The following is a 26,607-nucleotide window of genomic DNA, read 5'->3' as shown; positions in this document are numbered from 1 at the left end:
GGCGCAAGCGTCACGTTCGCCTGTCACCCGGATCGCATGCAAAAACGCCCCGGTCTGGCGACCGAGGCGTTTTCAGGGTTCAAGCGCTGAATGAAAGCTTGTTCATCAGCCCGCTCGCCTGAGCAGCCAGACACCCGCCAGCGCACACACGCCGGCCGGCACCAGCACCGCAAACAGCGGCGAGAAACCGAACACCAGACTCGATGGCCCCAGCAGATCCTGGACGATGCGGAAGGTGAAGCCCACCAGCACGCCAGTGAAGACCCGCTGACCAAGGGTCACCGAGCGCAGTGGGCCGAAGATGAACGAGATCGCCATCAGCACCAGCGCGGCGGTCACCAGCGGCTGCAACACCTTGACCCAAAATGCCAGCCAGTAGCGACCATTGCTCAGGCCCTGCTCCGCCAGATAGTGGATGTAGCCCCACAGACCGCTGATCGACAGCGATTCCGGCGCCATCACCACGGTGCTGAGCAGCTGCGGGCTCAACGCCACGTCCCACTCCTCGCTCGGACTGTTGACCACTTCAGTACTGCGCTCATGGAACAGCGTGGTGGCAACGTCGGTGAGCTGCCACTTGCTGCCGTCGAACTCGGCCTTCTTAGCGAAGCTGGAGCTGAGCAGATGGCGCTCCTTGTCGAAGTGATAGCGCGTCACGCCGTACAACAGACCGTTCGGCTGAACCGCGTTGATGTGGATGAATTCTTCACCCTGACGGTGCCACATACCGTGCTTGGCGCTTTGCGCATCGCCGCTGCCCTGGGCCAGCGAGCGATTGGCCTGGGCCATGCTTTCGGTGGCCGGGGCGACGTATTCGCCGATCAGCACGCCGGCGAGCATCAGCACCAGCATCGGCTTCATCACAGCCCAGACGATACGGCCGATCGACACGCCAGCAGCGCGCATGACCGTCAGCTCACTGCTGCTGGCCAGACTGCCGAGACCGATCAGGCAGCCGATCAATGCGGCCATCGGCAACATTTCATACAGCCGGCGCGGTGCGGTCAGCAATACAAAACCGAGCACGTCGACCAGGGTGTAGGTGTCGCTGACGTCGCCCATTTCATCGATGAAGGCAAACAGCGTCGCCAGGCCGAGGATGATCGCCAGCACGGCGATGATCGCCATGAACACGCTGCTGCCGATGTAGCGGTCGAGTTTAACCACGGGCCACCTCCAGCGCGGCGCTGCGACGGCTGGCCAGTTTCAGGCGCAGCGGCTCCCAGTAAAGCAGGCCGAGGCCGATCACCAGGAAGATCGCATGTACCCACCACAGACCGAGGGCCGGCGGGATCTTGCCTTTTTCAAGGGCGCCGCGAGCGGCAATCAGGATGGTCAGGTAAGCCATATAAAGAAGAATCGCCGGCAGCAGCTTGAGAAAACGCCCTTGGCGCGGATTCACCCGCGACAGCGGCACCGCCATCAGGGTCACGATGAACACCAGCAACGGCAGCGACATACGCCATTGCAGTTCGGTTTTCGAACGAATGTCGTCGCTGCCCCACAGGGACGAGGTCGGCATCGCATCGCGATCGGTGACTTCTTCGCTGACGTCCGGCTTGGGCAGCAGCACGCCGTAGGTTTCGTAATGGATGGCGCGGTAATCGGCCTGCCCGGGGCTGCCGTCATAACGATAGCCGTTGTCGAGAATCAGGTAGCGATTGCCATCGGGGCGGATTTCCTGACGGCCCGACTCGGCCACCAGTACGGAAATCCCGCGGTCCTTCTTATCGGCACCGAGGTTCTTCTGCGAGATGAACACGCTGCCGAGATTGACGCGATCGTCGCTCAGGGTTTCGGTGTAGGTCACCCGAGTGCCATCACGCAGGGCCTGGAAGCGGCCCGGCTCGAGGGTATCGAACTCGGTCAGCGCGTCCTGCTTGTTCAGCAGCAGCTGAAACTGGTTGGCGCCCTGCGGAGCCAGGCCGAGGCTCAGCCACGCGACCACCAGTGCCACCAGCGTCGCCGGAAACAGGGTCATGCGAAACAGCTTCTGCTGGCTCATGCCGGTGGCCGAAAGCACGGTCATTTCGCTTTCAAGGTACAGGCGACCGTAGGCCAGCAGGATCCCGAGGAACAGGCCCAGCGGCAGAATCAGTTGCAGGAAACCCGGCAGACGAAAGCCCATGATCAGGAACAGCGAGCCCGGATCGAGCTGACCGGCCGCAGCCTGCGCCAGGTATTTGATGAAGCGACCGCTCATGATGATGACCAGCAGCACGGCACTTACGGCGCTAAGGGTCAACAGGACTTCGCGGGACAGATAACGGAAGACGATCAAACCAGACACTCCAGGGTTGTCAGGCTAAGGCGGCCAAACAAGCAAACACATCGACCGGCCCGCCATGCAGAGCGGTCGAAAAAAGATGCGGCATTATCCTGTGATTGGGTGCGCCTGTCACTGCGCACACTCATCCATCTCTGTAATCCTTTGCTGAGGGTTGTCAGGCGCGGGGAGCGAGGTTCAAACTGCGGCCCTTGTCGCAGGCTTTGGCCTGCGCCTCTTCTATCTATAAGCAGGCGACTGCGAACAGCGTCGAACGCCTGCGTGTTGACCATTCATTCAGGGATCCGGACATGGAACTGGTTGTAAAAAGCGTTAGCCCAGAAACGTTGAAAACCGCCACCCTGGTGGTTGCCGTCGGCGAAGGCCGCAAACTCGGTGTCGCCGCCAGACTGGTCGACGAGTCGAGCGGTGGTGCCATCAGCGCCGTGCTCAAGCGTGGCGACCTGGCCGGCAAGGTCGGTCAAAGCCTGCTGCTGCACAGCCTGCCGAACCTGAAAGCCGAGCGCGTGTTGCTGGTCGGCGTGGGCAAGGACGAGGAACTGGGCGACCGTCCGTTCCGCAAAATCGTTGCCGGCATCCTCAACACCCTCAAAGGCCTGGGCGGCGGCGATGCCGTACTGGCGCTGGATGAAGTCATCGTCAAAGGTCGCGACAGCTACGGCAAGACCCGCCTGCTGGCGGAAACCCTGGTCGACGGCGGCTACACCTTCGACCAGTTCAAGAGCCAGAAAGCCGAACCGCGCGCTCTGAAGAAAATCACCCTGCTGACCATCAAGGCTGCGCAGGCCGAAGTGCAGCGCGCCGTGAACCACGCCACCGCCATCGCCAACGGCATGGCGTTCACCCGCGATCTGGGCAACCTGCCACCGAACATCTGCCACCCGACGTTCATGGGCGAACAGGCCAAGAACCTGGGCAAAGAGTTCAAGGATCTGAAAGTCGAAGTGCTCGACGAGAAGAAGATCAAGTCTCTGGGAATGGGTTCGTTCTACGCTGTGGGCCAGGGCAGCGCCCAGCCGCCGCGCCTGATCGTCATGCAATACAACGGTGGCAAGAAATCCGAGAAGCCATACGCGCTGGTCGGCAAGGGCATCACCTTCGACACCGGCGGCATCAGCCTGAAGCCGGGCGCCGGCATGGACGAGATGAAGTACGACATGGGCGGCGCTGCCTCCGTGTTCGGCACATTGCGCGCCGTGCTTGAGCTGAAACTGCCGATCAATCTGGTGTGCATCCTCGCCTGCGCCGAAAACATGCCGAGCGGCAATGCGACCCGTCCGGGCGACATCGTCACCACCATGAGCGGCCAGACCGTGGAAATCCTCAACACCGACGCCGAAGGCCGTCTGGTGCTGTGCGATGCGCTGACCTACGCCGAGCGCTTCAAGCCACAAGCGGTGATCGACATCGCCACCCTGACCGGTGCTTGCGTGGTGGCCCTGGGCGCACACACGTCCGGCCTGCTGGGCAACAACGACGAACTGATCGACCAACTGCTCAGCGCCGGCAAGGCTGCCGACGACCGCGCCTGGCAACTGCCGCTGTTTGACGAGTATCAAGAGCAGCTGGACAGCCCGTTCGCCGACATCGCCAACATTGGCGGGCCGAAGGCCGGCACCATCACTGCCGCCTGCTTCCTGTCGCGCTTCACCAAGAACCTCAACTGGGCGCACCTGGACATCGCCGGCACGGCATGGACCAGCGGCGGCAAGGACAAGGGCGCCACTGGCCGTCCGGTTCCGCTGCTGACCCAGTACCTGCTCGATCGCGCCAAAGCCTGACACCGCTGATGGGCGGCGGCGCCACTTTCGGGTGACGCCGCTTGCCGCTCTGGAACCGCAATGACCAAAGTCGACTTCTATATCCTGCCCAGCGCCGATCCTTCAGCGCGTCTGGATTTCGCCTGCAAGCTCACCGAGAAAGCCTGGCGCATGGGCCATCGCATCTACCTGCATTGCAGCGATGCGGCCCAACGTGACGATCTCGATGCGCGTCTGTGGGCATTCAAGGGCGAAAGTTTCGTGCCTCACGGCCCTGCCGACAGTGAGCCCGACGGTTTGATCGTGCTGGGACACGGGGCAGACTGCGGTGAGCACCAGGATCTGCTGGTCAATCTCGATCTGAAAGTCCCGGCCTTCGCCAGCAAATTCGCCCGCGTGGCGGAAGTGGTGGTGGAAGATCCCACCATCCGCGCAGCGGCGCGGGAGAGTTTCCGTTTCTACCGCGAACAGGGCTATTCTCTGCAAGACCACCGTTTACAGCGACTCTGAGCATTCCAATGGACACTCCGAAACCGCAACAGAAATCCGCACACCTGCTGGACGATCTCGAATCGATCCGCCAGTTGCTCGGCGATGACAACCTGCAACCGCCGCTGTTGACCGATACGGTCGATGACGGCGAACAGGAACAGATTCCGATGCTGTTCGATTCCGTCGGCAATCAGCCGGCGGCCGTCGAGCCGCCACCAGCGCCGCCGGCTGCCCCGGCTGCCGCACCGGTCGATAAAGGTCCCGACGCTCTCCTGCACCTGGACAGCGAACTGCGCGCCGCCGCGCAATTGATCATGCAAGACGTGATCGACGACTTCGCCCCGCACATCGAAACCGAAATCAAACGCCGCCTGGATGCGCGGATGGAGCGGCTGCTCAGCCAGTACGAATAAGCCGCTGGTGTAGGAGCTGCCGAAGGCTGCGATCTTTTGACTTTGCTTTCACAAAAAACAAGATCAAAAGATCGCAGCCTTCGGCAGCTCCTACATTTAGATCTCCGCCCGACCTCCCCCGCTCGCCCTCGGCACCACGCCCCGCTATACTTCCCGGCTTTTCCTGAATAAATGCCAATAGGGTCCCGCCGCGCATGGATAAGACCTACCAGCCGCACGCCATTGAAACTTCCTGGTACAAGACCTGGGAGTCCGAGAACTACTTCGCCCCGCAAGGCGCGGGCGAGTCCTACACGATCATGATCCCGCCGCCGAACGTCACCGGCAGCCTGCACATGGGTCACGGTTTCAACAACGCGATCATGGACGCGTTGATCCGTTTCCGCCGCATGCAGGGTCGCGACACCCTGTGGCAGCCGGGCACCGACCACGCCGGTATCGCCACGCAGATGCTGGTGGAGCGCCAACTCGAAGCCCAGGGCCAGAATCGTCACGATCTGGGCCGGGAAAAATTCCTCGAGAAAGTCTGGGAATGGAAAGATCAGTCCGGCGGCAACATCAGCCGGCAGATCCGCCGCCTCGGCTCGTCCGTCGACTGGAGCCGCGAGCGCTTTACCATGGACGACGGCCTCTCGGAAGCGGTCAAGGAAGCTTTCGTGCGCCTGCATGAAGACGGCCTGATCTACCGCGGCAAGCGTCTGGTCAACTGGGACACCAAACTGCACACGGCGATTTCCGACCTCGAAGTGGAAAACCACGAAGAGAAAGGCTTCCTGTGGAACCTGAAATACCCATTGGCCGATGGTGTAAAAACCGCCGAGGGCGATGACTTCCTGATCGTCGCCACCACCCGTCCGGAAACCATGCTCGGTGACTCCGCCGTCGCGGTTAACCCGAACGACGAACGCTACAAAGCGCTGATCGGCAAATTCGTCGAGCTGCCACTGGTTGGCCGCCGCATCCCGATCATCGCCGACGATTATTGCGACCCTGAATTCGGCACCGGCTGCGTGAAAATCACCCCGGCCCACGATTTCAACGACTACGAAGTCGGCAAGCGCCACAACCTGCCGCTGCTGAACATCTTCGACAAGAACGCCAACGTGCTGCCTGCCGCTCAGGTGTTCAACCTCGACGGCACGCTGAACGAGAGCATCGACGGCAAGATTCCGGCCGAGTTCGCTGGCCTGGAACGTTTCGAAGCGCGCAAGCAGATCGTTGCCGCGTTCGACGCCGCCGGCCTGCTGGTGAGTGTCAACGATCACAATCTGAAAACGCCGAAAGGCGATCGCTCCGGCACGGTCATCGAGCCGTGGCTGACCGACCAGTGGTACGTATCGACCAAGCCGCTGGCCGAGCCGGCGATTGCTGCCGTTGAAGACGGTCGCATCCAGTTCGTGCCCAAGCAGTACGAAAACATGTACTTCTCGTGGATGCGCGACATCCAGGACTGGTGCATCAGCCGTCAGCTGTGGTGGGGCCACCGGATTCCGGCCTGGTACGACGAGTCGGGCAAGGTCTACGTCGGTCGCGACGAAGCCGAAGTGCGTGCCAAGCACAACCTCGGCCCGGACGTTGCGCTGCAACAGGACAATGACGTACTCGACACCTGGTTCAGTTCCGGCCTGTGGACCTTCTCCACGCTGGGCTGGCCTGAGCAGACCGAGTTCCTGAAGAAATTCCACTCCACCGACGTGCTGGTCACCGGTTTCGACATCATCTTCTTCTGGGTTGCCCGGATGATCATGATGACCATGCACCTGATGAAGAACGAAGACGGCACGCCGCAGGTTCCGTTCAAGACTGTGTACGTACACGGTCTGGTACGCGACGGCCAAGGCCAGAAGATGTCCAAGTCCAAGGGCAACGTCCTTGACCCGCTGGACATCATCGACGGCATCGACCTGGAAACCCTGGTGCAGAAGCGCACTTCGGGCCTGATGCAACCGAAACTGGCGAAGAAGATCGAGAAAGCCACCCGCGAAGAATTCGCCAATGGCATCGAAAGCTACGGCACCGACGCCCTGCGCTTCACGTTCTGCTCGCTGGCCTCGACCGGTCGCGACATCAAGTTCGACATGGGTCGCGTCGAAGGCTATCGCAACTTCTGCAACAAGATCTGGAACGCCGCGCGTTACGTTCTGGACAAGGGCGAAGACTGCGGCCAGAACGGCGAAGCCTACGAGCTGTCGCTGGCTGATCGCTGGATCATCTCGCAGCTGCAACGCACCGAAGCCGAAGTGACCCGCCAACTGGATCAGTTCCGTTTCGACCTCGCCGCGCAAGCGTTGTACGAGTTCATCTGGAACCAGTACTGCGACTGGTATCTGGAACTGTCCAAGCCTGTGCTGTGGGACGAGAACGCACCGGTCGAACGTCAGCGCGGCACTCGCCGGACGCTGGTACGCGTGCTGGAAGTGGCGCTGCGTCTGGCGCATCCGTTCATGCCGTTCATCACTGAAGAAATCTGGCAGCGCATCGCGCCGCTGGCCGGCATCCAGGGCAAGACGATCATGCTGCAGCCTTGGCCGGTGGCCAACGAAGAGCGCATCGATCCGGCGGCGGAAAACGACATCGAATGGCTCAAGGAACTGATGCTCGGCACGCGCAACATTCGTGGCGAGATGAACATCGGCCCGGGCAAGCCACTGCCGATCTTCCTGAAGAACGTCAGCGCTGACGACCAGCGCCGCCTGACCGAGAACGAAGCGCTGCTGAAGAAGCTGGCGCGTCTGGAATCGATCACCGTACTCGCCGCTGGCGAAGAAGCACCGCTGTCCGCTACCGCACTGGTCGGCGAGATGGAAGTGCTGGTGCCGATGGCCGGTCTGATCGACAAGGGCGCCGAACTGGCGCGTCTGGACAAGGAAATCCTGCGTCTGCAGGGCGAAGTCCAGCGCGTTGGCGGCAAGCTGTCCAACGCAGGTTTCGTCGACAAGGCCCCGGCCGAAGTCATCGAGAAGGAACGCGCCAAACTGGCCGAGGCCGAACAGGCCCTGGGCAAACTGGCCGAGCAGCATGCGCGGATTGCCAGTCTGTAACGGCAAACCGCACTGAAAAAGGGAGGCCCAGGTGGCCTCCCTTTTTTATTCCTGAAAAACCTTGAGTCCCCTGTGGGAGCGAGCCTGCTCGCGAAAGCGCTGTGTCAGCCGACAAATCTGCCGGATGTGAAACCGCCTTCGCGAGCAGGCTCGCTCCCACAGTTTGAACGGTGTTGCCTTCAGATGTGGGACAATGCCCGCCACTTTCAGCCATACCCGAATCGACCACGCCCATGACCGCCCCCCGCACACCCAAACCTGCGCGCAAGAAGCCTGACGCCGCCTCCCCGAGCAAAGCCGTCGAGCCGCGCGAGAAGGCCAGCCTGCATCCGCGCAATCGCCATCAGGGTCGTTACGACTTTCCGGCGCTGATCAAGACCACGCCGGAACTGGCCAAGTACGTGATCACCAACCCGTACGGCAAGGAAAGCATCGACTTCGCCAGCCCCGACGCGGTACGTGTGTTCAATCGGGCGCTGCTCAAGGCGTTCTACGGCATCCAGCATTGGGACATCCCGGCGGACTATCTTTGCCCTCCTGTTCCGGGGCGTGCCGACTATGTGCACTTTCTCGCCGACCTGCTGGCGAGCATGAACGACGGCAAGGTCCCGCGCGGCGCGATCGTCAATGTGCTGGATATCGGCATGGGCGCCAACTGCGTTTATCCGTTGATCGGCAACAGCGAATACCGTTGGCACTTCCTCGGCTCGGAGATCGACCCAACAGCCGTGGCGGCGGCGCGAGCCATCGTGCAGTCCAACGATCTGAGCAAGGTGATCCAGCTGCGCCAGCAGGAAAACCGCAAGCACATCCTCATTGGCTTGCTGGAGCCGGGCGAGCGTTTCGACCTGACCATGTGCAACCCGCCGTTCCACGCTTCGATGGAAGAAGCGACCAAGGGCAGCGAGCGCAAGTGGCGCGCCTTGGGCAAGGCCGACCCGAAACGCAAGCTACCGGTGCTGAACTTCGGCGGGCAATCGGCGGAGCTGTGGTGTGAAGGCGGTGAAGCGCGCTTTGTGACGCAGTTGATTGCCGAAAGTGCGAACTTCCAGCACAAGGTGTTGTGGTTCAGCACACTGGTGTCGAAGGCCTCGAACCTGCCGGCCATCGAGACGGCACTGAAGAAGGCCGGCGTGCTGGAGAGCCAGGTCGTGGAGATGTCGCAGGGCCAGAAGCAGAGCCGCTTTGTCGCCTGGACCTTCCAGACCAAGTCCGAGCAGCAGATCTGGCGGCGTGAGCGCTGGGTTCGCTAACACACAGCAGATCCCCTGTGGGAGCGAGCCTGCTCGCGAAAGCGGCGCGTCAGTCAGCTTCAATATCGACTGACCTACCGCTTTCGCGAGCAGGCTCGCTCCCACATTGGCCCTGCGATTCAGTCGCTAAATCACAGACACAAAAAAACCGTGCCCCGGATCACTCCGAAGCACGGTTTTTTTATCGCTGCGTCTTACTTGTTCACAGCGTCGGTCAGGCCTTTGGCCACAACCAGCTTGATCACTTTCTTTGCAGGGATTTCGATGGCAGCGCCAGTCGAAGGGTTACGGCCAGTGCGGGCAGGACGCTCGGTCACTTTCAGCTTGCCGATACCTGGCAAGGTGATTTCGCCGCCGTTTTCCAGCTGATCGGCAACGATTTGGCCCAGTTGGTCCAGAGCGTTACGCGCGGTGGTTTTCGGCGCGTCGATAGCTTCAGCGATGTCGGCGATCAGTTGGTCTTTAGTAAGAGCCATGTAGTGTTCCTTCCCTATCAAATTCATATGGATTGCAGAGTGCAGTGTCAGCCATCGAGCCCGATCTTCTGGATCTGGCACCCTCGGCGATAACCACGACGAGTCGGGTTATAGATGCCGAAATCAGGGTTTGGTTCGACCTGACAAATGCTGAATGCACGCTTAACGCAGTGACTTCGCGTAAGACCGGGCAAAACTAGCACAGCGACAAGGAAATATCCGCCTCTAGCTACCCATTTGGTCAGCTTTATTGCGCTAAATCGGTAAAAAACCGCTTAAGGCCGGCCGCTTGCGCCGATTTAAGCCTTGGCCCCCCTGTAGGAGCTGCCGAAGGCTGCGATCTTTGGACTTTGCTTTTTCAAAAACAAGATCAAAAGATCGCAGCCTTCGGCAGCTCCTACGCAGAGCCTCGGCCGGAGATTCGGTTACACTGAGCGCTTTTTCGGGGGAGCCTGCCCTCCTCCCTTCCAACAGCCGAGAAGCCCATGCCGATCCGTCATTGCATCGTCCACCTGATCGACAAAAAACCCGACGGCACGCCCGCAGTTCTGCACGCCCGTGACTCTGAACTGGCCGAGTCCGCAGCCATCGAAAACATGCTCGCCGACCTCAACGAAAGCTACAACGCCAAACAGGGCAAAGCCTGGGGCCTGTTCCATCCGGAATCCGGCGCATTCCCGTTCAGCGGCTGGCTGAAGGAGTATATGGAAGGCGGCCGTGACTTCACCGCGTTCAGTAAAGTGGCGGTCGAGCATCTGCAGAAACTGATGGAAGAATCCAACCTGTCGGTGGGTGGCCACGTGCTGTTCGCCCACTATCAGCAAGGCATGACTGACTACCTGGCGATCGCCCTGCTGCACCACAGCGAAGGCGTGGCGGTGACCGACGAGCTCGACGTGACGCCCTCGCGCCATCTCGACCTTGGCCAGTTGCATCTGGCCGCGCGGATCAACGTTTCCGAGTGGCAGAACAACAAGCAGTCCAAGCAGTACATCTCGTTCATCAAGGGCAAGAATGGCAAGAAGGTCTCGGAGTATTTCCGCGACTTCATCGGTTGCCAGGAAGGCGTCGACGGCCCCGGCGAGACGCGCACGCTGCTCAAGGCCTTCAGTGACTTTGTCGAGAGCGAAGACCTGCCGGAAGACTCGGCCCGCGAGAAAACCAAGACCCTGGTTGACTATGCCAGCAGCCAGGCCAAGCTCGGCGAACCGATGGGTCTTGAGGAGCTGTCGGAGCTGATCGACGAAGAACGCCCGAAAGCCTTCTACGATCACATCCGCAACAAGGACTATGGCCTGTCGCCAGAGATTCCGGCAGACAAGCGCACCCTCAATCAATTCCGTCGTTTCACCGGCCGCGCCGAAGGTTTGTCGATCAGCTTCGAAGCGCACCTGCTGGGCTCGAAGATCGAGTACGACGAAGAGAACGGCACCCTGATCATCAAAGGCCTGCCGACTTCGCTGACCGATCAGTTGAAGCGGCGTAACTGATGCTCGGCAATGTGCTGAAAAAGGTCGCCCTGGTATTGCTGGTGGTCGTGGTCTATCAGAACTGGGGCAAGATCGAGCGGGTGTTCAATCCCGCGCAAATGGTCTCGCCGCAGACCCGGGCGCAAGCCAATGTCGTGCTTTATGCCACCGACTGGTGCGGCTACTGCAAACAGACCAAACGCTTTCTCGACAGCAAGGGCATACCGTTCAAGGAGTTCGACATCGAGAAAGATGTTGAAGCGCGCAAGGCGTATGAAGCATTGGGTGGACGCGGGATTCCGCTGATCGATGTGAACGGCACGTTGATTCGCGGGTTCGATCCCGACGAAATCCTCGCTGCCCTGAAATAAAATCAAGATCAAAAGATCGCAGCCTTCGGCAGCTCCTACATGAGATCGGTGTAGGAGCTGCCGAAGGCTGCGATCTTTTGCTTTTAGCGCGCTTCGATACGGAAACCAAAACGCGGAAAGTGCACATGCACCACGCCGCCACGTTCGTCTTCACGGCGAATGATCAGCTCTTCACTGCCAGCAAACAGCAGCTCGCCCACCACCGGATCAACGCCGTAATCGATAGCGGCAATTGCCACTTGCTGTCCCGTCTTGAAGCCGTTCGGATCAACGAACCGCTCATCCGGCAATGCCGCTGGCGTCGCGTTACGCGCGACCTCCAATGCCTCGGCAGAGGACATCTCGCTCGCTGCGCCATGGCCGAACCCCAGCACCCGACCCAGCCACGCCGCAACCGCCGGATATTCATCCACCAGCGGCGCCGTGACGTGGGTCGCCTTGAGGAACCACATCGGATGCGCCAGGGCGAAGTCGGCAATCGATGGCTCGCCGAAGAGGAAGTCGCCCTGCTCGCGCTGCAACTGTTGCTCCAGCCGCGCCATGATCGTCGGCCACTGATGCTTGGCCTGCTCGGCGGACAGACGCGTGGCGCTGCCACCGCTGAACAACCCGGCGCGGTCGGCCAGGAAGGCCTTGATCGCTTCCGGCGGCAATTTGCCGAAACGCACGGCTACCGATTCTGGCTGGAACACCAGGCTCACCGCGTGCTGAAACACCACCGAGTCGGCCCACGCCGCAAAACTGGCGCTGGTCATTTCCTGGCCTTCGGGAAAGAACGCCGGCAGGGCTTTTTCCTGCTCCAGGCGTCGAGCGATCAGTGCGGTGTCGCAATAGATGTCGGCACCGATCTGCAACACTGGGGTCTTGCGGTAGCCACCGGTCAATGCCGTCAGATCAGGCTTGGGCATCACCGGGGAAATATGCACCGAACGCCAGGACAGGCCTTTGAAGCCCAGCAGCAGGCGCGCCTTCTCGGCAAATGGAGAGGTCGGGTAATGGTGCAGAATCAACTCGGACATGCTCGGCTCCGCCGCTGGAAAAGTGAATCCGCAGCTTAGCGCGCATTGCCTGACAGGCCTACCGATCTGCCTGATGGGAACCAATCAGTCAGATTGATAAGACGCGACCAGGCATTCCTTGGCGCTCTTCTTGAGCTTTTTGATCAGCCGTTCCTGGCGCAAAGCATCGCTTTTGTCGCGGCACAGTTCCGTGTAGACCAGGGCCATCGCGGGGCTGGAAAGAAAGAACCGCGCTCCCTTGCCGCTCTGGTGCTTGGCGAAACGGCGTACGGGGTCGTCGCTGATTCCGCAATACAACGAGCCATTGGCGGCACGCACGAGGTAGACGAACCAGGATTTACTCACTGGTTCGGCAGCATCGACGGATTGTTCGCTAAGGCTGGTCACTTCGGGATCTGAACGTGTAGGAAAACAGGCGGCGATCTTATCAGCGCCCGGCCTGAAATGCCTTCAGTCCCTTGCGCGCCTGGGCACGTACCGCGTTGCGCACCAGCGGCGTCCAGCCCAGCAGCAGGCCTTTGAAACCCAACGCCTGCCGCGACCAGCGCCACAGATCGAAGTGGTCGTGGTGCTCACAGATCTTGCCGTCCCGGAAGACGAAGCGCGCCTGGATGTCGTTGACCACGACGTTGCCGGTCTGACTGAACAGGTAAGTCGCCACCCAATGCGCGCCGCCGGTGCGCTCGTCGGCGCGGACATTGTCAAAAGTCAGGGAAAAATCCTTGGCGCGGGTAGTCAGCATGCGCCACATGTCGCCGGCATCGCGCCCGCGCAACTCGCCGAAGGCCGGATCGCTGAAGACCACATCATCGGTGTAGCAGGCCGCCATGGCCTCGGCGTCGAGGCGCTGAAAGGCTTGGTAGAAGCGGGTGATCAGGGCGCTATGGGCTTCGCTCAAGGCAATCTCCAAGGAAATAGGTACAGATTGCCAGCACCATAATCTGCCGCGCGCAGAAACACTATCGGCAATACGCAAAACCCTTGTGGGAGCGAGCCTGCTCGCGAAGGCAATTCAACATTCAACATCCATGTTGACCGAAACACCGCTTTCGCGAGCAGGCTCGCTCCCACATTTGCACCCAGTGCATTCAGATCTTTTCGCTTTGCACCTGCACATACAACGCCCGCCCGGCACCCAGCCCGGCCAGGATCGCACCAGCGCCGATAACGCCGAAGATCCAGCCCAGGGCATTCCAGCCGCCGGTCCAGTCATGCACCACGCCCACGGCAAACGGCCCCATGGACGCCAGCGTGTAGCCAAAACCCTGGGACATGCTCGACAGGTTCGCCGCGACATGGGAATCGCGCGAGCGCAGCACGATCAGGGTCAGGGCCAGACTGAACGTGCCGCCCTGCCCCAGTCCGAGCAGAATCGCCCAGCCCCACAGACCTTCGATCGGTGCGTACAGGCAGCCGAACAGGCCGGCCAGGGTCAGCGCCATGACCACGACAATCGCCAGGCGCTGATCCTTGCCCCGGGTCGCCAGCCACGGCGCGGCCAGCGAACTGGCCAGTTGAATGATCACCGAACCGGACAGCACCAATCCGGCCTGGGTCGGTGTCAGCCCGCGCCCGATGAGGATCGACGGCAACCAGCCAAACACGATGTAGGCCAGCGACGATTGCAGGCCCATGTACAAGGTCACCTGCCAGGCCAGCGGATCACGCAGCAACCCGCGCACGCGATAGGCGACGTTGTGTGCGCCATGTTTGGAGCCGACTTGTGGCAGCCAGAATACCGCGGCCACCAATGCCGGAATCACCCAGAACCCCAGGCCCATCGCCCAGCTGTTGCCGAAGTGTTCACTCAGCGGCACGGTCGAACCCGCCGCCATCGCTGCGCCCAGGCACAGCGCCATGGTGTAGACGCCGGTCATGGTCCCGGCGTGTTTGGCGAAGTCGCGCTTGACGATGCCCGGCAGCAGCACGCCGACGATGCCGATGCTGGCGCCCCCAAGCACGCTGCCGGCAAACAGGCCGATCTCGCCGAAATTACTGCGCAGGATAATCCCGCCGGCCAGCGTCAGCAGAATCCCCAACACCACCCGCTCAGCACCGAAACGCCGCGCCAGAATCGGCGCCAGCGGCGCAAACAGGCCCAGGCACAGCACCGGCAACGTGGTCAGCAATCCCGCCTGCGCCGCAGACAGTCCGAGACTGCTGGAGACCTCGCTGAGCAACGGCGCCATGCTCGACAACGCCGGGCGCAGGTTCAGCGCCACCAGAATCAACCCGAGCAGCAACAGCCACGGGCGTTTTACCAATGGGTGGCTTTGCTGGACCTGCTCGTCATCAGCCTCGGCATCGATCAGCAATTCCTCCAGTTCGGGCGAGCGTTTCGACGCTGTGGATAACTCATTGCGGGACATGGATTTCTCGGTTTCAAGGTTCATTGATCAACTGCCTCGACAAGGCTTTGGCCCGCTCCGGGTCGCGTTGCTCGACCGCATCGAGCAAGTCGATGTGCAGATCGAACACTTCCTGACGGCGCGGGGAGATATTCAGGGTCTGGCGCAATTGCGCGCCGACGATGCTGGAAAAGTAGCGATACAGCTCGCTGAGGGTCGGGTTGTGCGCGGCGTCGACCAGTCGGCGATGGAACACCAGATCGCAGGCGATATAGGTGTCGAGATCGCCGTGGTAGTGGCTGCCGCTGGTGCCGAGCGCTTCACGCAGCGCCGCCAGATCGTCATCGGTACGACGCAACGCCGCCAGGCCGATGGCCTCGACTTCAAGGATGTGTCGGGTCTCCCGAGCCTGCTCCAGGGAACAGCGGGACAACGCCTTCAGCGTATCCAGCGGATCGACCACGGCGCGCAGATAACTGCCGTCACCCTGGCGAATTTCGATCAATCCCGAGAACGCCAGAACACGCATCGCCTCACGCACCGTGTTGCGGCTGATGCCCAGCTCGGCGCACAGCTCAGGCTCGGTCGGCAGACGCTCGCCGACTTGCCACGCACCGCTGTTGATGCGCTGACGCAGTTGATCCAAAGCCTGATCGACTAGGGACCGCTTGATCAAAGGGGAAATGTCGGACATGAAACCCACCTTTTCATCCAATCATAGGATGAATTTTCCGACATGTTAGTCAGACCCATGTAGGACGGCAACCACCTAGGGTCAATCGGAGACACATGGAGCGGCATTTTCGATTGGTCAAAATTACCCTTTAAGGGTAATTTCAGGGACAGGGTTTTGGCTTCTTATGGAAAAGAACACACCCCATTACGACTTGGCAGTCGTGAAGGCCGAAGTAATTAGACGAGGCAAAGAAGCCTTTACACGTTATGCACTTGAGACAGGCCGGGACATGGGCATGTCATGGAAAGTGATGATGCAGGTTGTGGCAACGCTTGAGCGGCGGATGCTCTACAAATCCATGACCTCTTATTCCAACCATCGTAACTGGCACGACGTCTATCACGTATCGTTTCGAAATCGGGAGATCTATATCAAAGTGACCTACTGCACGAGCGGTGGTTCTCCGGTGATCTCCTTCAAGGAGAAAAACACATGAGCAAGAGGCAATGCCTGAGTTGCGGCACCGAACACGCAATGCACCACTTTCAAGATCGCAGTCTCGACGTCAATTACAAACAGTTTTCGCGGCCCGTACACCTTCTCGCCGGCTGGGAGTGCAGGGTCTGTGGCGAAATCATTTTTGACAGTGGTACCGACAGTGCCGAGCGCTACGTAGATGCCGGCGATCAATTACTCGAAGACGTACTTCGGCTGATCGGTACCGAAATGAAGCGTATTCGCCGAAAGCTCCATCTCACTCAAAGAAGTGCGGTGAAGTGGCTGTCAGGAGGTGGGCATAATGCGTTTTCACGATATGAACGCGGCGAACTGGCTCCGCCGCAGCCGTTGTTCACACTGATGCGGCTTCTGGATCGTCATCCCGATCTGCTAGAGGAAATTCAGGCACTTCACGCAGACGACGGTCTCAAACAACTTCTGGAAACTCGTTACCCGGAGCGGGAACCTGTTCTGGCCAGATGAGCCCAGATAAAACAAACCCGGAACTGAGTCCGGGTTTGTTTCAGTGCCTGACGGGCATCAATGCAAAATCTGACTCAAGAACAACTTGGTCCGATCATTCTGCGGATTGTCGAAGAAGTCGTTCGGCGCGGCCTGCTCAACGATTTCGCCCTTGTCCATGAAGATCACGCGGTTGGCCACGGTGCGGGCGAAGCCCATTTCGTGGGTCACGCAGAGCATGGTCATGCCGTCTTCGGCCAGACCGATCATGGTGTCCAGAACCTCTTTCACCATCTCCGGGTCAAGCGCTGAAGTCGGCTCGTCGAACAGCATGATTTTCGGCTTCATGCACAAGGCGCGGGCGATCGCCACACGCTGTTGCTGACCGCCGGAAAGCTGCCCCGGATATTTGTGCGCCTGCTCCGGAATGCGTACGCGCTCCAGGTAATGCATGGCGATTTCTTCGGCCTTGCGCTTGGGCATCTTGCGCACCCACATCGGCGCCAGCGTGCAGTTCTGCAAAATGGTCAGGTGCGGGAACAGGTTGAAGTGCTGGAACACCATGCCGACTTCGCGGCGGATCGCTTCGATCTGCTTGAGGTCGTTGGTCAGTTCCACGCCGTCGACGACGATGCGGCCCTGCTGGTGTTCTTCCAGGCGATTAAGGCAACGAATCGTCGTCGATTTGCCGGAACCCGACGGGCCGCACAGGACGATACGCTCGCCTTGTTTGACATTGAGGTTGATGTCTTTCAGCACGTGAAACTGGCCGTACCACTTGTTCACGCCCTGCATCTGGATGATGCCTTCCGGACCCACAGGCTTTTTGATTGCTTCGCTCATTTACAGAGAACTCCTAACGCTTGTGGCCAGTGTCGAGCTTGCGTTCCAGATGCATGGAATAGCGCGACATACCAAAACAGAAAATCCAGAACACCAGGGCGGCGAACACGTAGCCTTCGGTGGCCATGCCCAGCCATTTCGGGTCGGCGGCGGCTTGCTTGACGCTGTTGAGCAGGTCGAACAGGCCGATAATGATCACCAGGCTGGTGTCCTTGAACAGCGCAATGAACGTGTTGACGATGCCCGGGATTACCAGCTTCAGGGCTTGCGGCAGGATCACCAGGCCCATCGAACGCCAGTAACCGAGGCCCATCGCCGCAGCCGCTTCGTACTGCCCTTTGGGAATCGCTTGCAGACCGCCACGCACCACCTCGGCGACGTACGCCGACTGGAACAGGATCACGCCGATCAGCGCCCGCAACAGCTTGTCGAAGTTCATGCCTTCAGGCAGGAACAGCGGCAGCATTACCGAGGACATGAACAGCACCGTGATCAACGGCACGCCGCGCCAGAACTCGATGAAGGTCACGCAGACCACACGAATCGCCGGCATGTTCGAACGCCGTCCCAGCGCCAGCACGATGCCCAGCGGCAATGCTCCGGCGATGCCGACGGTGGCGATCACCAGGGTCAGCATCAGGCCGCCCCACTGGCTGGTCGGCACGGTGGTCATTCCGAAACCGCCATGCAGCAAAGTGAAGGCAATGATCGGGTACAGCACCAGGAAGCTCAGGCCGTACACCGCTTTACGCGGCACGCGCGAGATGAACAGCGGTGCTGCGCCAATGACCGCCAGCCACACGGTCAGATCAACGCGCCAGCGCAGCTCGGTCGGGTAGTAGCCGTACATGAACTGGCCGAAACGCTGCTGAATGAACACCCAGCAGGCGCCTTCCTTGGTGCAGTCGGCGCGGGTGGTGCCGACCCAGTTGGCGTCGACGATCGCCCAGCTGAGGATCGGTGGCACGACCAGGTAGATCAGATAGAACGCAAACAGCGTCAGCAGGGTGTTGAGCCAGCTGGAGAACATGTTCGCGCGCATCCACGCCACCACGCCGATACTGCTGTTCGGTGGAGGCATGTCGGGTTTGAAAGTATGAGTACTCATGCGCTTTTCCTTACCGCTCGATCAGCGCAATGCGCTTGTTGTACCAGTTCATCAGCAGGGAAATGCTGATACTGATCGCCAGGTACACGCTCATGGTGATGGCAATCACTTCGATGGCCTGCCCGGTCTGGTTGAGCACGGTGCCAGCGAACAGCGAAACCATTTCCGGGTAACCGATACCGGCTGCCAGCGAGGAGTTCTTCGCAAGGTTCAGGTATTGGCTGGTCAGCGGCGGAATGATCACGCGCAGGGCCTGCGGGATGATCACCTTGCGCAGGGTCGGGCCGTTGCGCAGGCCAAGCGAACGCGCCGCTTCGGTCTGACCGTGGCTGACCGACTTGATCCCGGAACGCACGATCTCGGCGATAAACGCTGCGGTGTACACAGTGAGCGCCAGGGTCAACGCCAGCAGTTCCGGGATCAGCACCCAGCCACCGACAAAGTTGAAGCCCTTGAGCTCGGGCATTTCCCAATGCAACGGAGCGCCGAAGATCAGCGCGCACAAGGTCGGGATCACCAGCGCAATTGCCAGGCCGGTCCAGAACTTGTGGAACGGTACGCCGGTTTCTTCGAAACGCTTGTTGGCCCAGCGGCACATCAGCACGATGCCGACGATGGCCAGCACGATGCTGATCACGAACGCCCAGAAGCCGTCAGCGGCGAGTGCGGCCGGCATGTTCAGGCCACGGCTGCTGACGAAGAAGGTGTCGCCGAAGTTGTGGCTGTTGCGCGGCCCCGGCATGGTCAGGAACACCGCGAAGTACCAGAACAGGATCTGCAGCAGTGGCGGAATGTTGCGGAACACTTCCACATACACCGTCGCCAGTTTGGCGATGATCCAGTTCTGCGACAGCCGCGCCACGCCGACGATGAAACCGAGGATCGTCGCCAGGATCACGCCGATAAAGGTCACCAACAGGGTGTTGAGCAGGCCGATGACAAACACCCGCGCGTAGCTGTCCGCTTCGGTGTAGTCGATCAGGGTTTGAGCGATGCCGAACCCGGCACTACGCTCCAGAAAGCTGAAACCGGAAGTGATACCCCGGTGCTCAAGGTTGGTTTGCGTGTTGTCGAACAGGTACCAGCCAAGCGAGACCACCGCCACAACGGTGATGATCTGGAATAGCCACGCACGCACTCGTGGATCGCTGAGGCTGAGCCTCTGCTTTGGTGCGCCGATTGAATTTTGCATGAAGTGCCCCGGAAGAAATGGAACAAGAACATCACCCGGCGGTTGGCCCGCCGGGCGATAGAACCATTAGCGCACTGGTGGTGCGTACTGAATGCCGCCGTTGTTCCACAGGGCGTTCAGGCCACGGTCGATTTCCAGCGGAGTGCTCTTGCCGAGGTTTTTCTCGAAGATTTCGCCGTAGTTGCCGACCTGCTTGACGATCTGCACAACCCAGTCTTTCGGCAGTTTCAGGTCTTTGCCGTATTCGCCGTCAGCACCGAGCATACGGGCCACGTCCGGGTTCTTGGTGGACTTGGCTTCAGCTTCGACGTTCTTCGAAGTGATGCCGGCTTCTTCGGCATTGAGCAGCGCGTAGCCGACCCAACGCACGATGGCCAGCCACTCGTCGTCGCCGTTACGTACGACCGGACCCAGTGGTTCTTTGGAAATGGTTTCCGGCAGAACCACGTAGTCCTTCGGCGAGGCCAGCTTGCTGCGCTGGGCGAACAGCTGGGACTTGTCGGAGGTCAGCACGTCGCAACGACCGGATTCCAGCGACTTGGCGCTTTCATCGGAGGTGTCGAAGGTGATCGGGGTGTATTTCAGACCGTTGCCACGGAAGTAGTCGGAAACGTTCAGCTCGGTGGTGGTACCGGCCTGGATGCAGATGGTAGCGCCGTCGAGCTCTTTGGCACTTTTCACGCCCAGCTTGTTGTTTACCAGGAAGCCGATGCCGTCGTAGTAGGTGATGAAGCCCGGGAATTTCAGGCCCATGCCCGCGTCACGGGAGCTGGTCATGGTGGTGTTGCGCGATAGGATGTCGATCTCGCCGGACTGCAGCGCGGTGAAGCGCTCCTTGGCGTTCAACTGGCTGAACTTGACCTTGTTGGCGTCGCCGAAAACGGCTGCGGCCACAGCGCGGCAGACGTCGGCGTCGATGCCGAGAATCTTGCCGGTCGCATCCGGTACCGAGAAGCCCGGCAGACCGTCGCTCACGCCACACTGCACGAAACCTTTTTTCTGTACCGCATCCAGGGTTGCACCCGCCTGAGCTAACCCGCTGACGCCGAGTACTGCTGCAGCAGTCACGACCGCCAGAGTGGATTTCAACATCTTCATTCAAACCTCCAGTTTTGCTCTTGTTGTGTCGGAGCTTGAGTCCAGTCGCACCCTTTTGAGGCGTTGTTGACCCGTGTTGGCTTTTTTTGGGGTCAACCGACGTAAGACCTTCGCTATGAGTCTAGTAGGAGAAAATCCACATCATGGATCACTCACTTCTCACCAATCGGCCGAACGGGCTGTAGCCCTTTCACGTTCGCTAAGCCCGTAGCGGCCATTGGCGAACATCCATCACCGGATTCGTTGCTATCCCATCACGCGACTGACACTGATAGTGTTACCGCCACGCGTAGGACGCTTCGTACGCAAACCTCCATAGCAAACGCCGTACCACACCGCTTGCGAAAGTGATTGCGCGACACGTCAATAGCTAAACTTGTAACCTTGCGACATCTTGTTAACGGATCAACCGGGCGCGCACTTCAATCACGCACTCAATGAGAGCGCCCGCACATTTTTGGAGCAGACATGACCGAGCCCTTGATTCTTCAGCCTGTTAAGCCCGCAGACGCCTGCGTGATCTGGCTGCACGGCCTCGGCGCCGACCGTTACGACTTCCTGCCGGTGGCCGAGGCGTTGCAGGAAAGCCTGCTGAGCACGCGCTTTGTGCTGCCGCAGGCGCCGACGTGTCCAGTGACGATAAATGGCGGATATGCCATGCCCAGCTGGTACGACATCAAGGCCATGAGCCCGGCCAGAGCGATCGACCGTGACCAGCTGGAAGCCTCGGCAGAGCGGATCATCGAACTGATCGAAAACGAGCGCGCCAGCGGAATAGACGCCTCGCGGATTTTTCTCGCCGGTTTTTCCCAGGGCGGCGCAGTGGTGCTGCACACCGCATTTCTGAAATGGCAGGGGCCGTTGGGTGGGGTGCTGGCGTTGTCGACTTACGCACCGACATTCAGCGACGAACTGGAGTTATCCGCCAGCCAGCAGCGCATTCCGGTGCTCTCGCTGCACGGCCAGTTCGATAACGTGGTGCAGAACTCGATGGGCCGCAGTGCTTACGAGCATTTGAAGAAGCATGGTGTCACCGTGACATGGCAGGAATACCCAATGGAGCACGAAGTGTTACCTGAAGAGATTCGCGACATTGGTGTCTGGTTGAGCGAACGACTGCGCTGATTGTCGACCAATCCCTGCCCATTGATCCCTCCTACTACGCCGCGCCCGATTCTTGCATTACACTGGCCGGCGTACATTCCTTAACCAATTGATGAGATGACCGTGCTCAAAGCACTCAAGAAAATGTTCGGTAAAAGCGAGGCTGAGCAGCTCGCGCCAGTTCCCAGTGCGCCGTCGCACTCCCCCGGTCATCGCGCCGATGCCCCGCAGGCCGACCGCCCCGCTCCCGCAGCCGCACCGAAGCCCGAAGAGAAACCCGCTGCGGCCGCGCCAATGGCCGTAGAGCCTGCACCCGGCGAAGCGCCGAAACCGGCCAGACCGCGTCGCGAACCGAAGCCCAAGGCACCGGTCATTCCATGGAAACTCGAAGACTTCGTCGTCGAACCCCAGGAAGGCAAAACCCGCTTTCACGATTTCAAGCTTGCTCCGGAACTGATGCACGCCATTCAGGACCTGGGCTTTCCTTACTGCACGCCGATCCAGGCGCAGGTGCTGGGCTTCACCCTCGCCGGCAAAGACGCCATTGGCCGCGCGCAGACCGGCACCGGCAAGACCGCCGCGTTCCTGATCTCGATCATCACCCAGTTGCTGCAGACGCCGCCGCCGAAAGAGCGCTACATGGGCGAGCCGCGTGCGCTGATCATCGCGCCGACCCGCGAACTGGTGGTGCAGATCGCCAAGGACGCCGCTGACCTGACCAAGTACACCGGCCTCAACGTCATGACGTTTGTCGGCGGCATGGATTTCGACAAACAGCTCAAGCACCTCGAAGCGCGGCATTGCGACATCCTCGTCGCTACGCCGGGCCGCTTGCTCGACTTCAACCAGCGCGGCGACGTGCACCTGGACATGGTCGAAGTGATGGTCCTGGACGAAGCCGACCGCATGCTCGACATGGGTTTCATCCCGCAGGTGCGGCAGATCATTCGCCAGACCCCGCCGAAGTCCGAGCGCCAGACCCTGCTGTTCTCCGCGACCTTCACCGAAGACGTGATGAATCTGGCCAAGCAATGGACCACCGACCCGGCGATTGTCGAAATCGAAATCACCAACGTCGCCAACGAGAACGTCGAGCAGCACATCTACGCCGTGGCCGCTGCCGACAAATACAAGCTGCTCTACAACCTGGTCAACGATAACGGTTGGGAGCGAGTCATCGTGTTTGCCAACCGCAAGGACGAAGTACGCCGCATCGAAGAGCGTCTGGTGCGTGATGGCATCAACGCCGCGCAGCTGTCCGGCGACGTGCCGCAACACAAGCGCATCAAGACTCTGGAAGGCTTCCGCGAAGGCAAGATTCGCGTGCTGGTGGCCACCGATGTCGCCGGTCGCGGCATCCACATCGACGGCATCAGCCACGTGATCAACTTCACCCTGCCGGAAGTCCCGGACGATTACGTGCACCGCATTGGCCGTACCGGTCGTGCCGGCGCCGATGGCGTGTCGATCAGCTTTGCCGGCGAGGACGACTCTTACCAGTTGCCGTCGATCGAAGAAAAGCTTGGTCGCAAGATCAGCTGTGAAACCCCGCCGACGCATCTGCTGCGTGCGGTTGAGCGCAAGCGTCCGCAGTAAGCGCCACGAAATGAAAAAGCGCAGCCGGCAACGGACTGCGCTTTTTTTATGCCCGATGGTTGCTCGCCAGAACTAAAAGTCCATAATGGAAAAATAAGTTTAGTTTCGGAGCGCGAAATGTCCAGTACGCCCTATGTGATCGATCAAGCCCAGGCCCATGAGCTATTGGCGCGTATCGATGTTCCGCAAATCCTGCGCAAGCTGTTCCGCGATCTCGCGGCCGGGAACGCCGTGCAGCCGGCGCAGCAATGGGTCGAGTTTCCGCAGGGTGCCGGCGACTTCATCAACTACTTGGGTGTACTGGCCGAGGACGGCGTGTACGGAGTGAAGACTTCGCCGTACATCGTCCGTGAGCAGGGAGCGCTGGTGACGGCATGGACCCTGCTGATGTCGATGAAAACCGGCCAGCCGCTGCTGCTCTGTGATGCCGGCGAACTGACCACCGCGCGCACCGCCGCGACCACGGCCGTGGCGGTCGACGCCCTCGCCCCGTTGAATGCCCAGCGACTGGCGATCATCGGCAGCGGCAAGGTTGCTCAAGCGCATCTGCATTACGCCAAAGCGCTGCGCGACTGGAAGAGCATCAGCCTGTATTCGCCGTCGCTGCTGGAAGATGCGCAAACACAGGCCGAGTTGAAGTGCATTGTGCCGTCAGTGAAGATTGCCGACAGCCTTGAGACCGTCACCGCCGATGCGGATGTGATCATGCTCTGCACCTCGTCGGCCGGGCCGGTGATTGATCCTGCAACGTTAAGCAAACCGGCGCTGATCACCTCGATCAGCACCAACGCCCCCCGCGCCCATGAAGTACCGCCGCAAAGTCTCAACGACATGCAGGTGTTCTGCGACTATCGTCTGACCACGCCGGGTTCGGCAGGTGAGATGCTGATTGCCGCCGAACAGCATGGCTGGAACAAGGATTCGATTGTCGGCGACCTCGCCGACTTGCTCAGCGAAAAAGTGCCGCGCCCGGGTTACGACCGTCACGTGTTCTTCCGTTCAATCGGCTTGGGCCTGGAAGACATTGCCCTCGCCAATGCGGTTTATCACTTAACCCACTAACGCCAAAAATCCCCTGTGGGAGCGAGCCTGCTCGCGAATGCGGTCTGACATTCAGCGAAGATGTCGACTGATACACCGCTTTCGCGAGCAGGCTCGCTCCCACAAGGGACTAGCGAACGCCTTGATATTGCGTACCCACTGGAGACCTACATGAACCACGCAGATTTCATCATCATCGGCGGCGGGATTGCCGGCGCTTCCACCGGGTTCTGGCTGGCGCCGCACGGCAAAGTGATCGTGCTCGAGCGTGAAACCCATCCCGGCTATCACTCCACCGGTCGCTCCGCCGCGCTGTACACCGCCGCCTACGGCACCGCACAGGTCCGCGCACTGACTCAGGCGAGCCGCGCGTTTTTCGACAGTCCTCCGAGCGGCTTTTGCGAGCACCCGCTGCTGACCCCGCGCGGCGAAATGACCGTCGACTTCATCGGTGATCCCGCCGAACTGAACAACCAATACCTCAGCGCCAAAGCCACCGTGCCGCAGATGCAACTGCTCAGCGCCGACGAAGCCTGCGCGCGTCTGCCGATCCTGCGCCGGGAAAAAGTCCACGGCGCGATCTACGATCCATCGGCCTGCGACATCGACACCGACGCGCTGCATCAAGGCTACCTGCGCGGCATCCGGCGCAACCACGGCGAAGTGCGCACCGATTGCGAAGTGCTCGGCTTGAGCCGCGATGCCGATGGCCTGTGGATCGTGCAGACCAACGGCGAGACATTCACCGCACCGGTGCTTATCAATGCCGCCGGTGCCTGGGCCGACAAGATCGCTGCCCTGGCCGGTGCGCAGCCGCTGGGTCTGCAAGCGAAACGCCGCGCCGCATTTATCTTTGCCGGCCCGGAAGGCGTTGACACTCATCATTGGCCAATGCTGGTCAGCCTCGACGAATCCTTCTACATGAAGCCCGACGCCGGCATGTTCCTCGGCTCGCCGGCCAACGCCGATCCGGTCGAACCGCACGATGTGCAGCCGGAAGAACTCGACATCGCCATGGGCATTTATCAGATCGAAGAGGCCACCACGCTGACCATCCGCCGTCCGACCCGCACCTGGGCCGGTCTGCGCAGTTTCGTTGCCGACGGTGATTTGCTCAGCGGCTTTGATCCGCAGGTGCCAGGGCTGTTCTGGGTCGCCGCGCAGGGCGGCTACGGCATTCAGACGTCGCCGGCGATGGGCCAGGCCAGTGCGGCGCTGGTGCGCGGCGAGCCATTCCCCGAGCACCTGCATCAATTCGGTCTGGACAGCGCCATGCTCTCCCCGGCCCGACTGGCTTGATCGCATCGACTCGTCCAAAGGATTGCGGCACACTCGCAGCGCCCCGGCACAAGGGGCGCTGACGCTGCCTGGAGCTCCACTGTCATGACTGCCCCCGAATTCGACCCAGCGCTGGATAACTTCCGCGCCATCGCCGACGCCATCGCCACGCTGTTCTTTCCCCACGCCGAGGTGGTGCTGCACGACCTGCGCACGCAGAAGGTCGACTACATCGCCAACAACCTGTCCAAGCGCGAGATCGGCGACGACTCGTCACTCGAAGACATGCTCAGCGAGGATGTCAGCGACAGGAACATCGGCCCGTACGAAAAGCTCAACTGGGACGGTCAGAAAATTCGCAGCCTGAGCACCGTGCTGCGTGACAGCGAAAGTCGGCCGCTGGCGGTGCTGTGCATCAATCTGAATATTTCCCTGTTCGAGAACGCCAAAGCGGCGCTGGACCTGTTTCTCTCGCCGAGCAAGCTGATTCCGCAGCCGGACTCGCTGTTCCGTGATGACTGGCAGGAACGCATCAACACCTTCCTCCACGCCTGGTTGCGCGAGCGGCAGTTGAGCCTGAACCTGCTGACCCGCGATCACAAACGCGAACTGGTGCTGGCGCTGCACGCCGAGGGCGCGTTCAAGGGCAAGAGCGCCTCGAACTACGTGGCCAATGTGCTGAACATGGGGCGGGCGACGGTGTACAAACATTTGAAGGAATTGAAGGGCTGAAGATTTGCATCGCTAGCGCTGGCCTCTTCGCGAGCAGGCTCGCTCCCACA

General features: G+C 60.5%; 26 protein-coding genes. 14 read left to right on the top strand and 12 right to left on the bottom strand.

What is annotated here, in order from left to right; translation table 11 throughout:
* Positions 1-105: 105 nt before the first annotated feature.
* On the bottom strand, positions 106-1,167 hold the full coding sequence (gene lptG, locus AB4N41_RS13710) for an LPS export ABC transporter permease LptG (protein ID WP_150636216.1): 1,062 nt from the start codon (positions 1,165-1,167) through the stop codon (positions 106-108).
* Complete coding sequence (gene lptF / locus AB4N41_RS13705; protein ID WP_016771566.1) at positions 1,160-2,281, bottom strand: LPS export ABC transporter permease LptF; 1,122 nt, start codon at positions 2,279-2,281, stop codon at positions 1,160-1,162. The genes lptG and lptF overlap by 8 nt, the downstream gene beginning before the upstream one ends.
* Positions 2,282-2,577: 296 nt before the next feature.
* Between lptF and AB4N41_RS13700 the strand changes: the two genes are divergently transcribed.
* From AB4N41_RS13700 to rlmF, 5 genes are all read left to right on the top strand, one after another.
* Positions 2,578-4,068: a leucyl aminopeptidase gene (locus AB4N41_RS13700; RefSeq protein WP_150636214.1), complete on the top strand. Its 1,491-nt coding sequence runs from the start codon at positions 2,578-2,580 to the stop codon at positions 4,066-4,068.
* A 60-nt stretch (positions 4,069-4,128) separates the two neighbouring features.
* A complete protein-coding gene (locus tag AB4N41_RS13695) occupies positions 4,129-4,557 on the top strand; it encodes a DNA polymerase III subunit chi (protein ID WP_056783088.1) in 429 nt (142 codons plus the stop codon).
* Between the two features lie 8 nt (positions 4,558-4,565).
* Entirely contained in the window at positions 4,566-4,952 is a 387-nt protein-coding gene (locus tag AB4N41_RS13690; RefSeq protein ID WP_056783087.1) for a hypothetical protein, read from the top strand.
* A gap of 194 nt (positions 4,953-5,146) precedes the next feature.
* The gene (locus AB4N41_RS13685) at positions 5,147-7,993 is read left to right on the top strand and encodes a valine--tRNA ligase (RefSeq protein ID WP_041479508.1); all 2,847 of its coding nucleotides are present in this window, start codon (positions 5,147-5,149) and stop codon (positions 7,991-7,993) included.
* A gap of 233 nt (positions 7,994-8,226) precedes the next feature.
* Complete coding sequence (gene rlmF / locus AB4N41_RS13680; RefSeq protein WP_016771571.1) at positions 8,227-9,246, top strand: 23S rRNA (adenine(1618)-N(6))-methyltransferase RlmF; 1,020 nt, start codon at positions 8,227-8,229, stop codon at positions 9,244-9,246.
* Between the two features lie 194 nt (positions 9,247-9,440).
* Here the strand turns inward: rlmF and AB4N41_RS13675 are convergent, their stop codons facing one another.
* On the bottom strand, positions 9,441-9,722 hold the full coding sequence (locus tag AB4N41_RS13675) for an HU family DNA-binding protein (protein WP_003221909.1): 282 nt from the start codon (positions 9,720-9,722) through the stop codon (positions 9,441-9,443).
* 485 nt (positions 9,723-10,207) lie between these two features.
* Here AB4N41_RS13675 and yejK point away from each other — a divergent pair, with 485 nt between their 5' ends.
* Together yejK and AB4N41_RS13665 are read left to right on the top strand one after the other, a co-directional pair.
* The gene (gene yejK, locus AB4N41_RS13670; RefSeq protein WP_039759184.1) at positions 10,208-11,212 is read left to right on the top strand and encodes a nucleoid-associated protein YejK; all 1,005 of its coding nucleotides are present in this window, start codon (positions 10,208-10,210) and stop codon (positions 11,210-11,212) included.
* Positions 11,212-11,562 carry a glutaredoxin family protein gene (locus AB4N41_RS13665; RefSeq protein ID WP_095180435.1) on the top strand — a complete coding sequence of 117 codons (351 nt, stop codon included), beginning with the start codon at positions 11,212-11,214 and terminating at the stop codon, positions 11,560-11,562. The genes yejK and AB4N41_RS13665 overlap by 1 nt, the downstream gene beginning before the upstream one ends.
* Positions 11,563-11,645: 83 nt before the next feature.
* Here the strand turns inward: AB4N41_RS13665 and AB4N41_RS13660 are convergent, their stop codons facing one another.
* The 5 genes from AB4N41_RS13660 to AB4N41_RS13640 all read right to left on the bottom strand — a co-directional run bounded on the left by AB4N41_RS13660 (position 11,646) and on the right by AB4N41_RS13640 (position 15,623).
* Complete coding sequence (locus AB4N41_RS13660) at positions 11,646-12,581, bottom strand: glutathione S-transferase family protein (RefSeq protein WP_252877492.1); 936 nt, start codon at positions 12,579-12,581, stop codon at positions 11,646-11,648.
* An 84-nt stretch (positions 12,582-12,665) separates the two neighbouring features.
* Positions 12,666-12,968 (bottom strand): GIY-YIG nuclease family protein, encoded by a 303-nt coding sequence (locus tag AB4N41_RS13655; RefSeq protein ID WP_039759190.1) that lies wholly within the window; start codon positions 12,966-12,968, stop codon positions 12,666-12,668.
* 40 nt (positions 12,969-13,008) lie between these two features.
* The gene (locus AB4N41_RS13650; protein ID WP_041479505.1) at positions 13,009-13,479 is read right to left on the bottom strand and encodes a nuclear transport factor 2 family protein; all 471 of its coding nucleotides are present in this window, start codon (positions 13,477-13,479) and stop codon (positions 13,009-13,011) included.
* Between the two features lie 190 nt (positions 13,480-13,669).
* On the bottom strand, positions 13,670-14,974 hold the full coding sequence (locus AB4N41_RS13645) for a CynX/NimT family MFS transporter (protein WP_252877491.1): 1,305 nt from the start codon (positions 14,972-14,974) through the stop codon (positions 13,670-13,672).
* The gene (locus AB4N41_RS13640; RefSeq protein WP_095180430.1) at positions 14,964-15,623 is read right to left on the bottom strand and encodes a FadR/GntR family transcriptional regulator; all 660 of its coding nucleotides are present in this window, start codon (positions 15,621-15,623) and stop codon (positions 14,964-14,966) included. Before AB4N41_RS13640 ends, AB4N41_RS13645 begins: the two co-directional genes overlap by 11 nt.
* Positions 15,624-15,789: 166 nt before the next feature.
* On the opposite strand from AB4N41_RS13640, the gene AB4N41_RS13635 reads away from it, so the two are divergent.
* Positions 15,790-16,101 carry a type II toxin-antitoxin system MqsR family toxin gene (locus tag AB4N41_RS13635; protein ID WP_071174464.1) on the top strand — a complete coding sequence of 104 codons (312 nt, stop codon included), beginning with the start codon at positions 15,790-15,792 and terminating at the stop codon, positions 16,099-16,101.
* A complete protein-coding gene (locus AB4N41_RS13630) occupies positions 16,098-16,586 on the top strand; it encodes a type II toxin-antitoxin system MqsA family antitoxin (protein WP_150636205.1) in 489 nt (162 codons plus the stop codon). Before AB4N41_RS13635 ends, AB4N41_RS13630 begins: the two co-directional genes overlap by 4 nt.
* Before the next feature lie 57 nt (positions 16,587-16,643).
* Here AB4N41_RS13630 and AB4N41_RS13625 read toward each other — a convergent pair whose 3' ends face one another.
* The 4 genes from AB4N41_RS13625 to AB4N41_RS13610 all read right to left on the bottom strand — a co-directional run bounded on the left by AB4N41_RS13625 (position 16,644) and on the right by AB4N41_RS13610 (position 20,806).
* Entirely contained in the window at positions 16,644-17,408 is a 765-nt protein-coding gene (locus AB4N41_RS13625) for an amino acid ABC transporter ATP-binding protein (RefSeq protein ID WP_016771581.1), read from the bottom strand.
* A 13-nt stretch (positions 17,409-17,421) separates the two neighbouring features.
* Positions 17,422-18,516, bottom strand: coding sequence for an amino acid ABC transporter permease (locus AB4N41_RS13620; protein WP_016771582.1), 1,095 nt, complete (start codon positions 18,514-18,516; stop codon positions 17,422-17,424).
* 10 nt (positions 18,517-18,526) lie between these two features.
* The gene (locus AB4N41_RS13615; protein ID WP_252877490.1) at positions 18,527-19,708 is read right to left on the bottom strand and encodes an amino acid ABC transporter permease; all 1,182 of its coding nucleotides are present in this window, start codon (positions 19,706-19,708) and stop codon (positions 18,527-18,529) included.
* 66 nt (positions 19,709-19,774) lie between these two features.
* Positions 19,775-20,806: an amino acid ABC transporter substrate-binding protein gene (locus AB4N41_RS13610; protein ID WP_252877489.1), complete on the bottom strand. Its 1,032-nt coding sequence runs from the start codon at positions 20,804-20,806 to the stop codon at positions 19,775-19,777.
* Between the two features lie 468 nt (positions 20,807-21,274).
* On the opposite strand from AB4N41_RS13610, the gene AB4N41_RS13605 reads away from it, so the two are divergent.
* From AB4N41_RS13605 to AB4N41_RS13585, 5 genes are all read left to right on the top strand, one after another.
* Positions 21,275-21,931: an alpha/beta hydrolase gene (locus AB4N41_RS13605; RefSeq protein ID WP_041479499.1), complete on the top strand. Its 657-nt coding sequence runs from the start codon at positions 21,275-21,277 to the stop codon at positions 21,929-21,931.
* A gap of 96 nt (positions 21,932-22,027) precedes the next feature.
* Positions 22,028-23,506, top strand: a complete 1,479-nt coding sequence (gene rhlB / locus AB4N41_RS13600) for an ATP-dependent RNA helicase RhlB (RefSeq protein ID WP_252877488.1) — start codon at positions 22,028-22,030, stop codon at positions 23,504-23,506.
* A gap of 117 nt (positions 23,507-23,623) precedes the next feature.
* Positions 23,624-24,568: an ornithine cyclodeaminase family protein gene (locus AB4N41_RS13595; RefSeq protein ID WP_252877487.1), complete on the top strand. Its 945-nt coding sequence runs from the start codon at positions 23,624-23,626 to the stop codon at positions 24,566-24,568.
* Positions 24,569-24,718: 150 nt separating this feature from the next.
* Positions 24,719-25,846 carry an NAD(P)/FAD-dependent oxidoreductase gene (locus AB4N41_RS13590; RefSeq protein WP_095180426.1) on the top strand — a complete coding sequence of 376 codons (1,128 nt, stop codon included), beginning with the start codon at positions 24,719-24,721 and terminating at the stop codon, positions 25,844-25,846.
* Positions 25,847-25,930: 84 nt separating this feature from the next.
* On the top strand, positions 25,931-26,557 hold the full coding sequence (locus AB4N41_RS13585) for a helix-turn-helix transcriptional regulator (RefSeq protein ID WP_016771588.1): 627 nt from the start codon (positions 25,931-25,933) through the stop codon (positions 26,555-26,557).
* Positions 26,558-26,607 lie beyond the last annotated feature (50 nt).

The sequence above is a fragment of the Pseudomonas sp. S2_A10 genome (assembly GCF_054668465.1).
This window is presented reverse-complemented; position numbering and strand designations above follow the sequence as displayed.

Coding starts and splice junctions, on each gene's coding strand:
- AB4N41_RS13660 (WP_252877492.1), bottom strand. CDS start 12,581: ATGTCCGAGTTGATTCTGCACCATTACCCGACCTCTCCATTTGCCGAG.
- AB4N41_RS13685 (WP_041479508.1), top strand. CDS start 5,147: ATGGATAAGACCTACCAGCCGCACGCCATTGAAACTTCCTGGTACAAG.
- rlmF (WP_016771571.1), top strand. CDS start 8,227: ATGACCGCCCCCCGCACACCCAAACCTGCGCGCAAGAAGCCTGACGCC.
- AB4N41_RS13635 (WP_071174464.1), top strand. CDS start 15,790: ATGGAAAAGAACACACCCCATTACGACTTGGCAGTCGTGAAGGCCGAA.
- AB4N41_RS13595 (WP_252877487.1), top strand. CDS start 23,624: ATGTCCAGTACGCCCTATGTGATCGATCAAGCCCAGGCCCATGAGCTA.
- AB4N41_RS13585 (WP_016771588.1), top strand. CDS start 25,931: ATGACTGCCCCCGAATTCGACCCAGCGCTGGATAACTTCCGCGCCATC.
- rhlB (WP_252877488.1), top strand. CDS start 22,028: ATGACCGTGCTCAAAGCACTCAAGAAAATGTTCGGTAAAAGCGAGGCT.
- AB4N41_RS13675 (WP_003221909.1), bottom strand. CDS start 9,722: ATGGCTCTTACTAAAGACCAACTGATCGCCGACATCGCTGAAGCTATC.
- AB4N41_RS13640 (WP_095180430.1), bottom strand. CDS start 15,623: ATGTCCGACATTTCCCCTTTGATCAAGCGGTCCCTAGTCGATCAGGCT.
- AB4N41_RS13590 (WP_095180426.1), top strand. CDS start 24,719: ATGAACCACGCAGATTTCATCATCATCGGCGGCGGGATTGCCGGCGCT.
- AB4N41_RS13630 (WP_150636205.1), top strand. CDS start 16,098: ATGAGCAAGAGGCAATGCCTGAGTTGCGGCACCGAACACGCAATGCAC.
- AB4N41_RS13700 (WP_150636214.1), top strand. CDS start 2,578: ATGGAACTGGTTGTAAAAAGCGTTAGCCCAGAAACGTTGAAAACCGCC.
- AB4N41_RS13625 (WP_016771581.1), bottom strand. CDS start 17,408: ATGAGCGAAGCAATCAAAAAGCCTGTGGGTCCGGAAGGCATCATCCAG.
- AB4N41_RS13690 (WP_056783087.1), top strand. CDS start 4,566: ATGGACACTCCGAAACCGCAACAGAAATCCGCACACCTGCTGGACGAT.
- AB4N41_RS13615 (WP_252877490.1), bottom strand. CDS start 19,708: ATGCAAAATTCAATCGGCGCACCAAAGCAGAGGCTCAGCCTCAGCGAT.
- AB4N41_RS13605 (WP_041479499.1), top strand. CDS start 21,275: ATGACCGAGCCCTTGATTCTTCAGCCTGTTAAGCCCGCAGACGCCTGC.
- AB4N41_RS13645 (WP_252877491.1), bottom strand. CDS start 14,974: ATGAACCTTGAAACCGAGAAATCCATGTCCCGCAATGAGTTATCCACA.
- AB4N41_RS13610 (WP_252877489.1), bottom strand. CDS start 20,806: ATGAAGATGTTGAAATCCACTCTGGCGGTCGTGACTGCTGCAGCAGTA.
- AB4N41_RS13665 (WP_095180435.1), top strand. CDS start 11,212: ATGCTCGGCAATGTGCTGAAAAAGGTCGCCCTGGTATTGCTGGTGGTC.
- AB4N41_RS13695 (WP_056783088.1), top strand. CDS start 4,129: ATGACCAAAGTCGACTTCTATATCCTGCCCAGCGCCGATCCTTCAGCG.
- yejK (WP_039759184.1), top strand. CDS start 10,208: ATGCCGATCCGTCATTGCATCGTCCACCTGATCGACAAAAAACCCGAC.
- AB4N41_RS13620 (WP_016771582.1), bottom strand. CDS start 18,516: ATGAGTACTCATACTTTCAAACCCGACATGCCTCCACCGAACAGCAGT.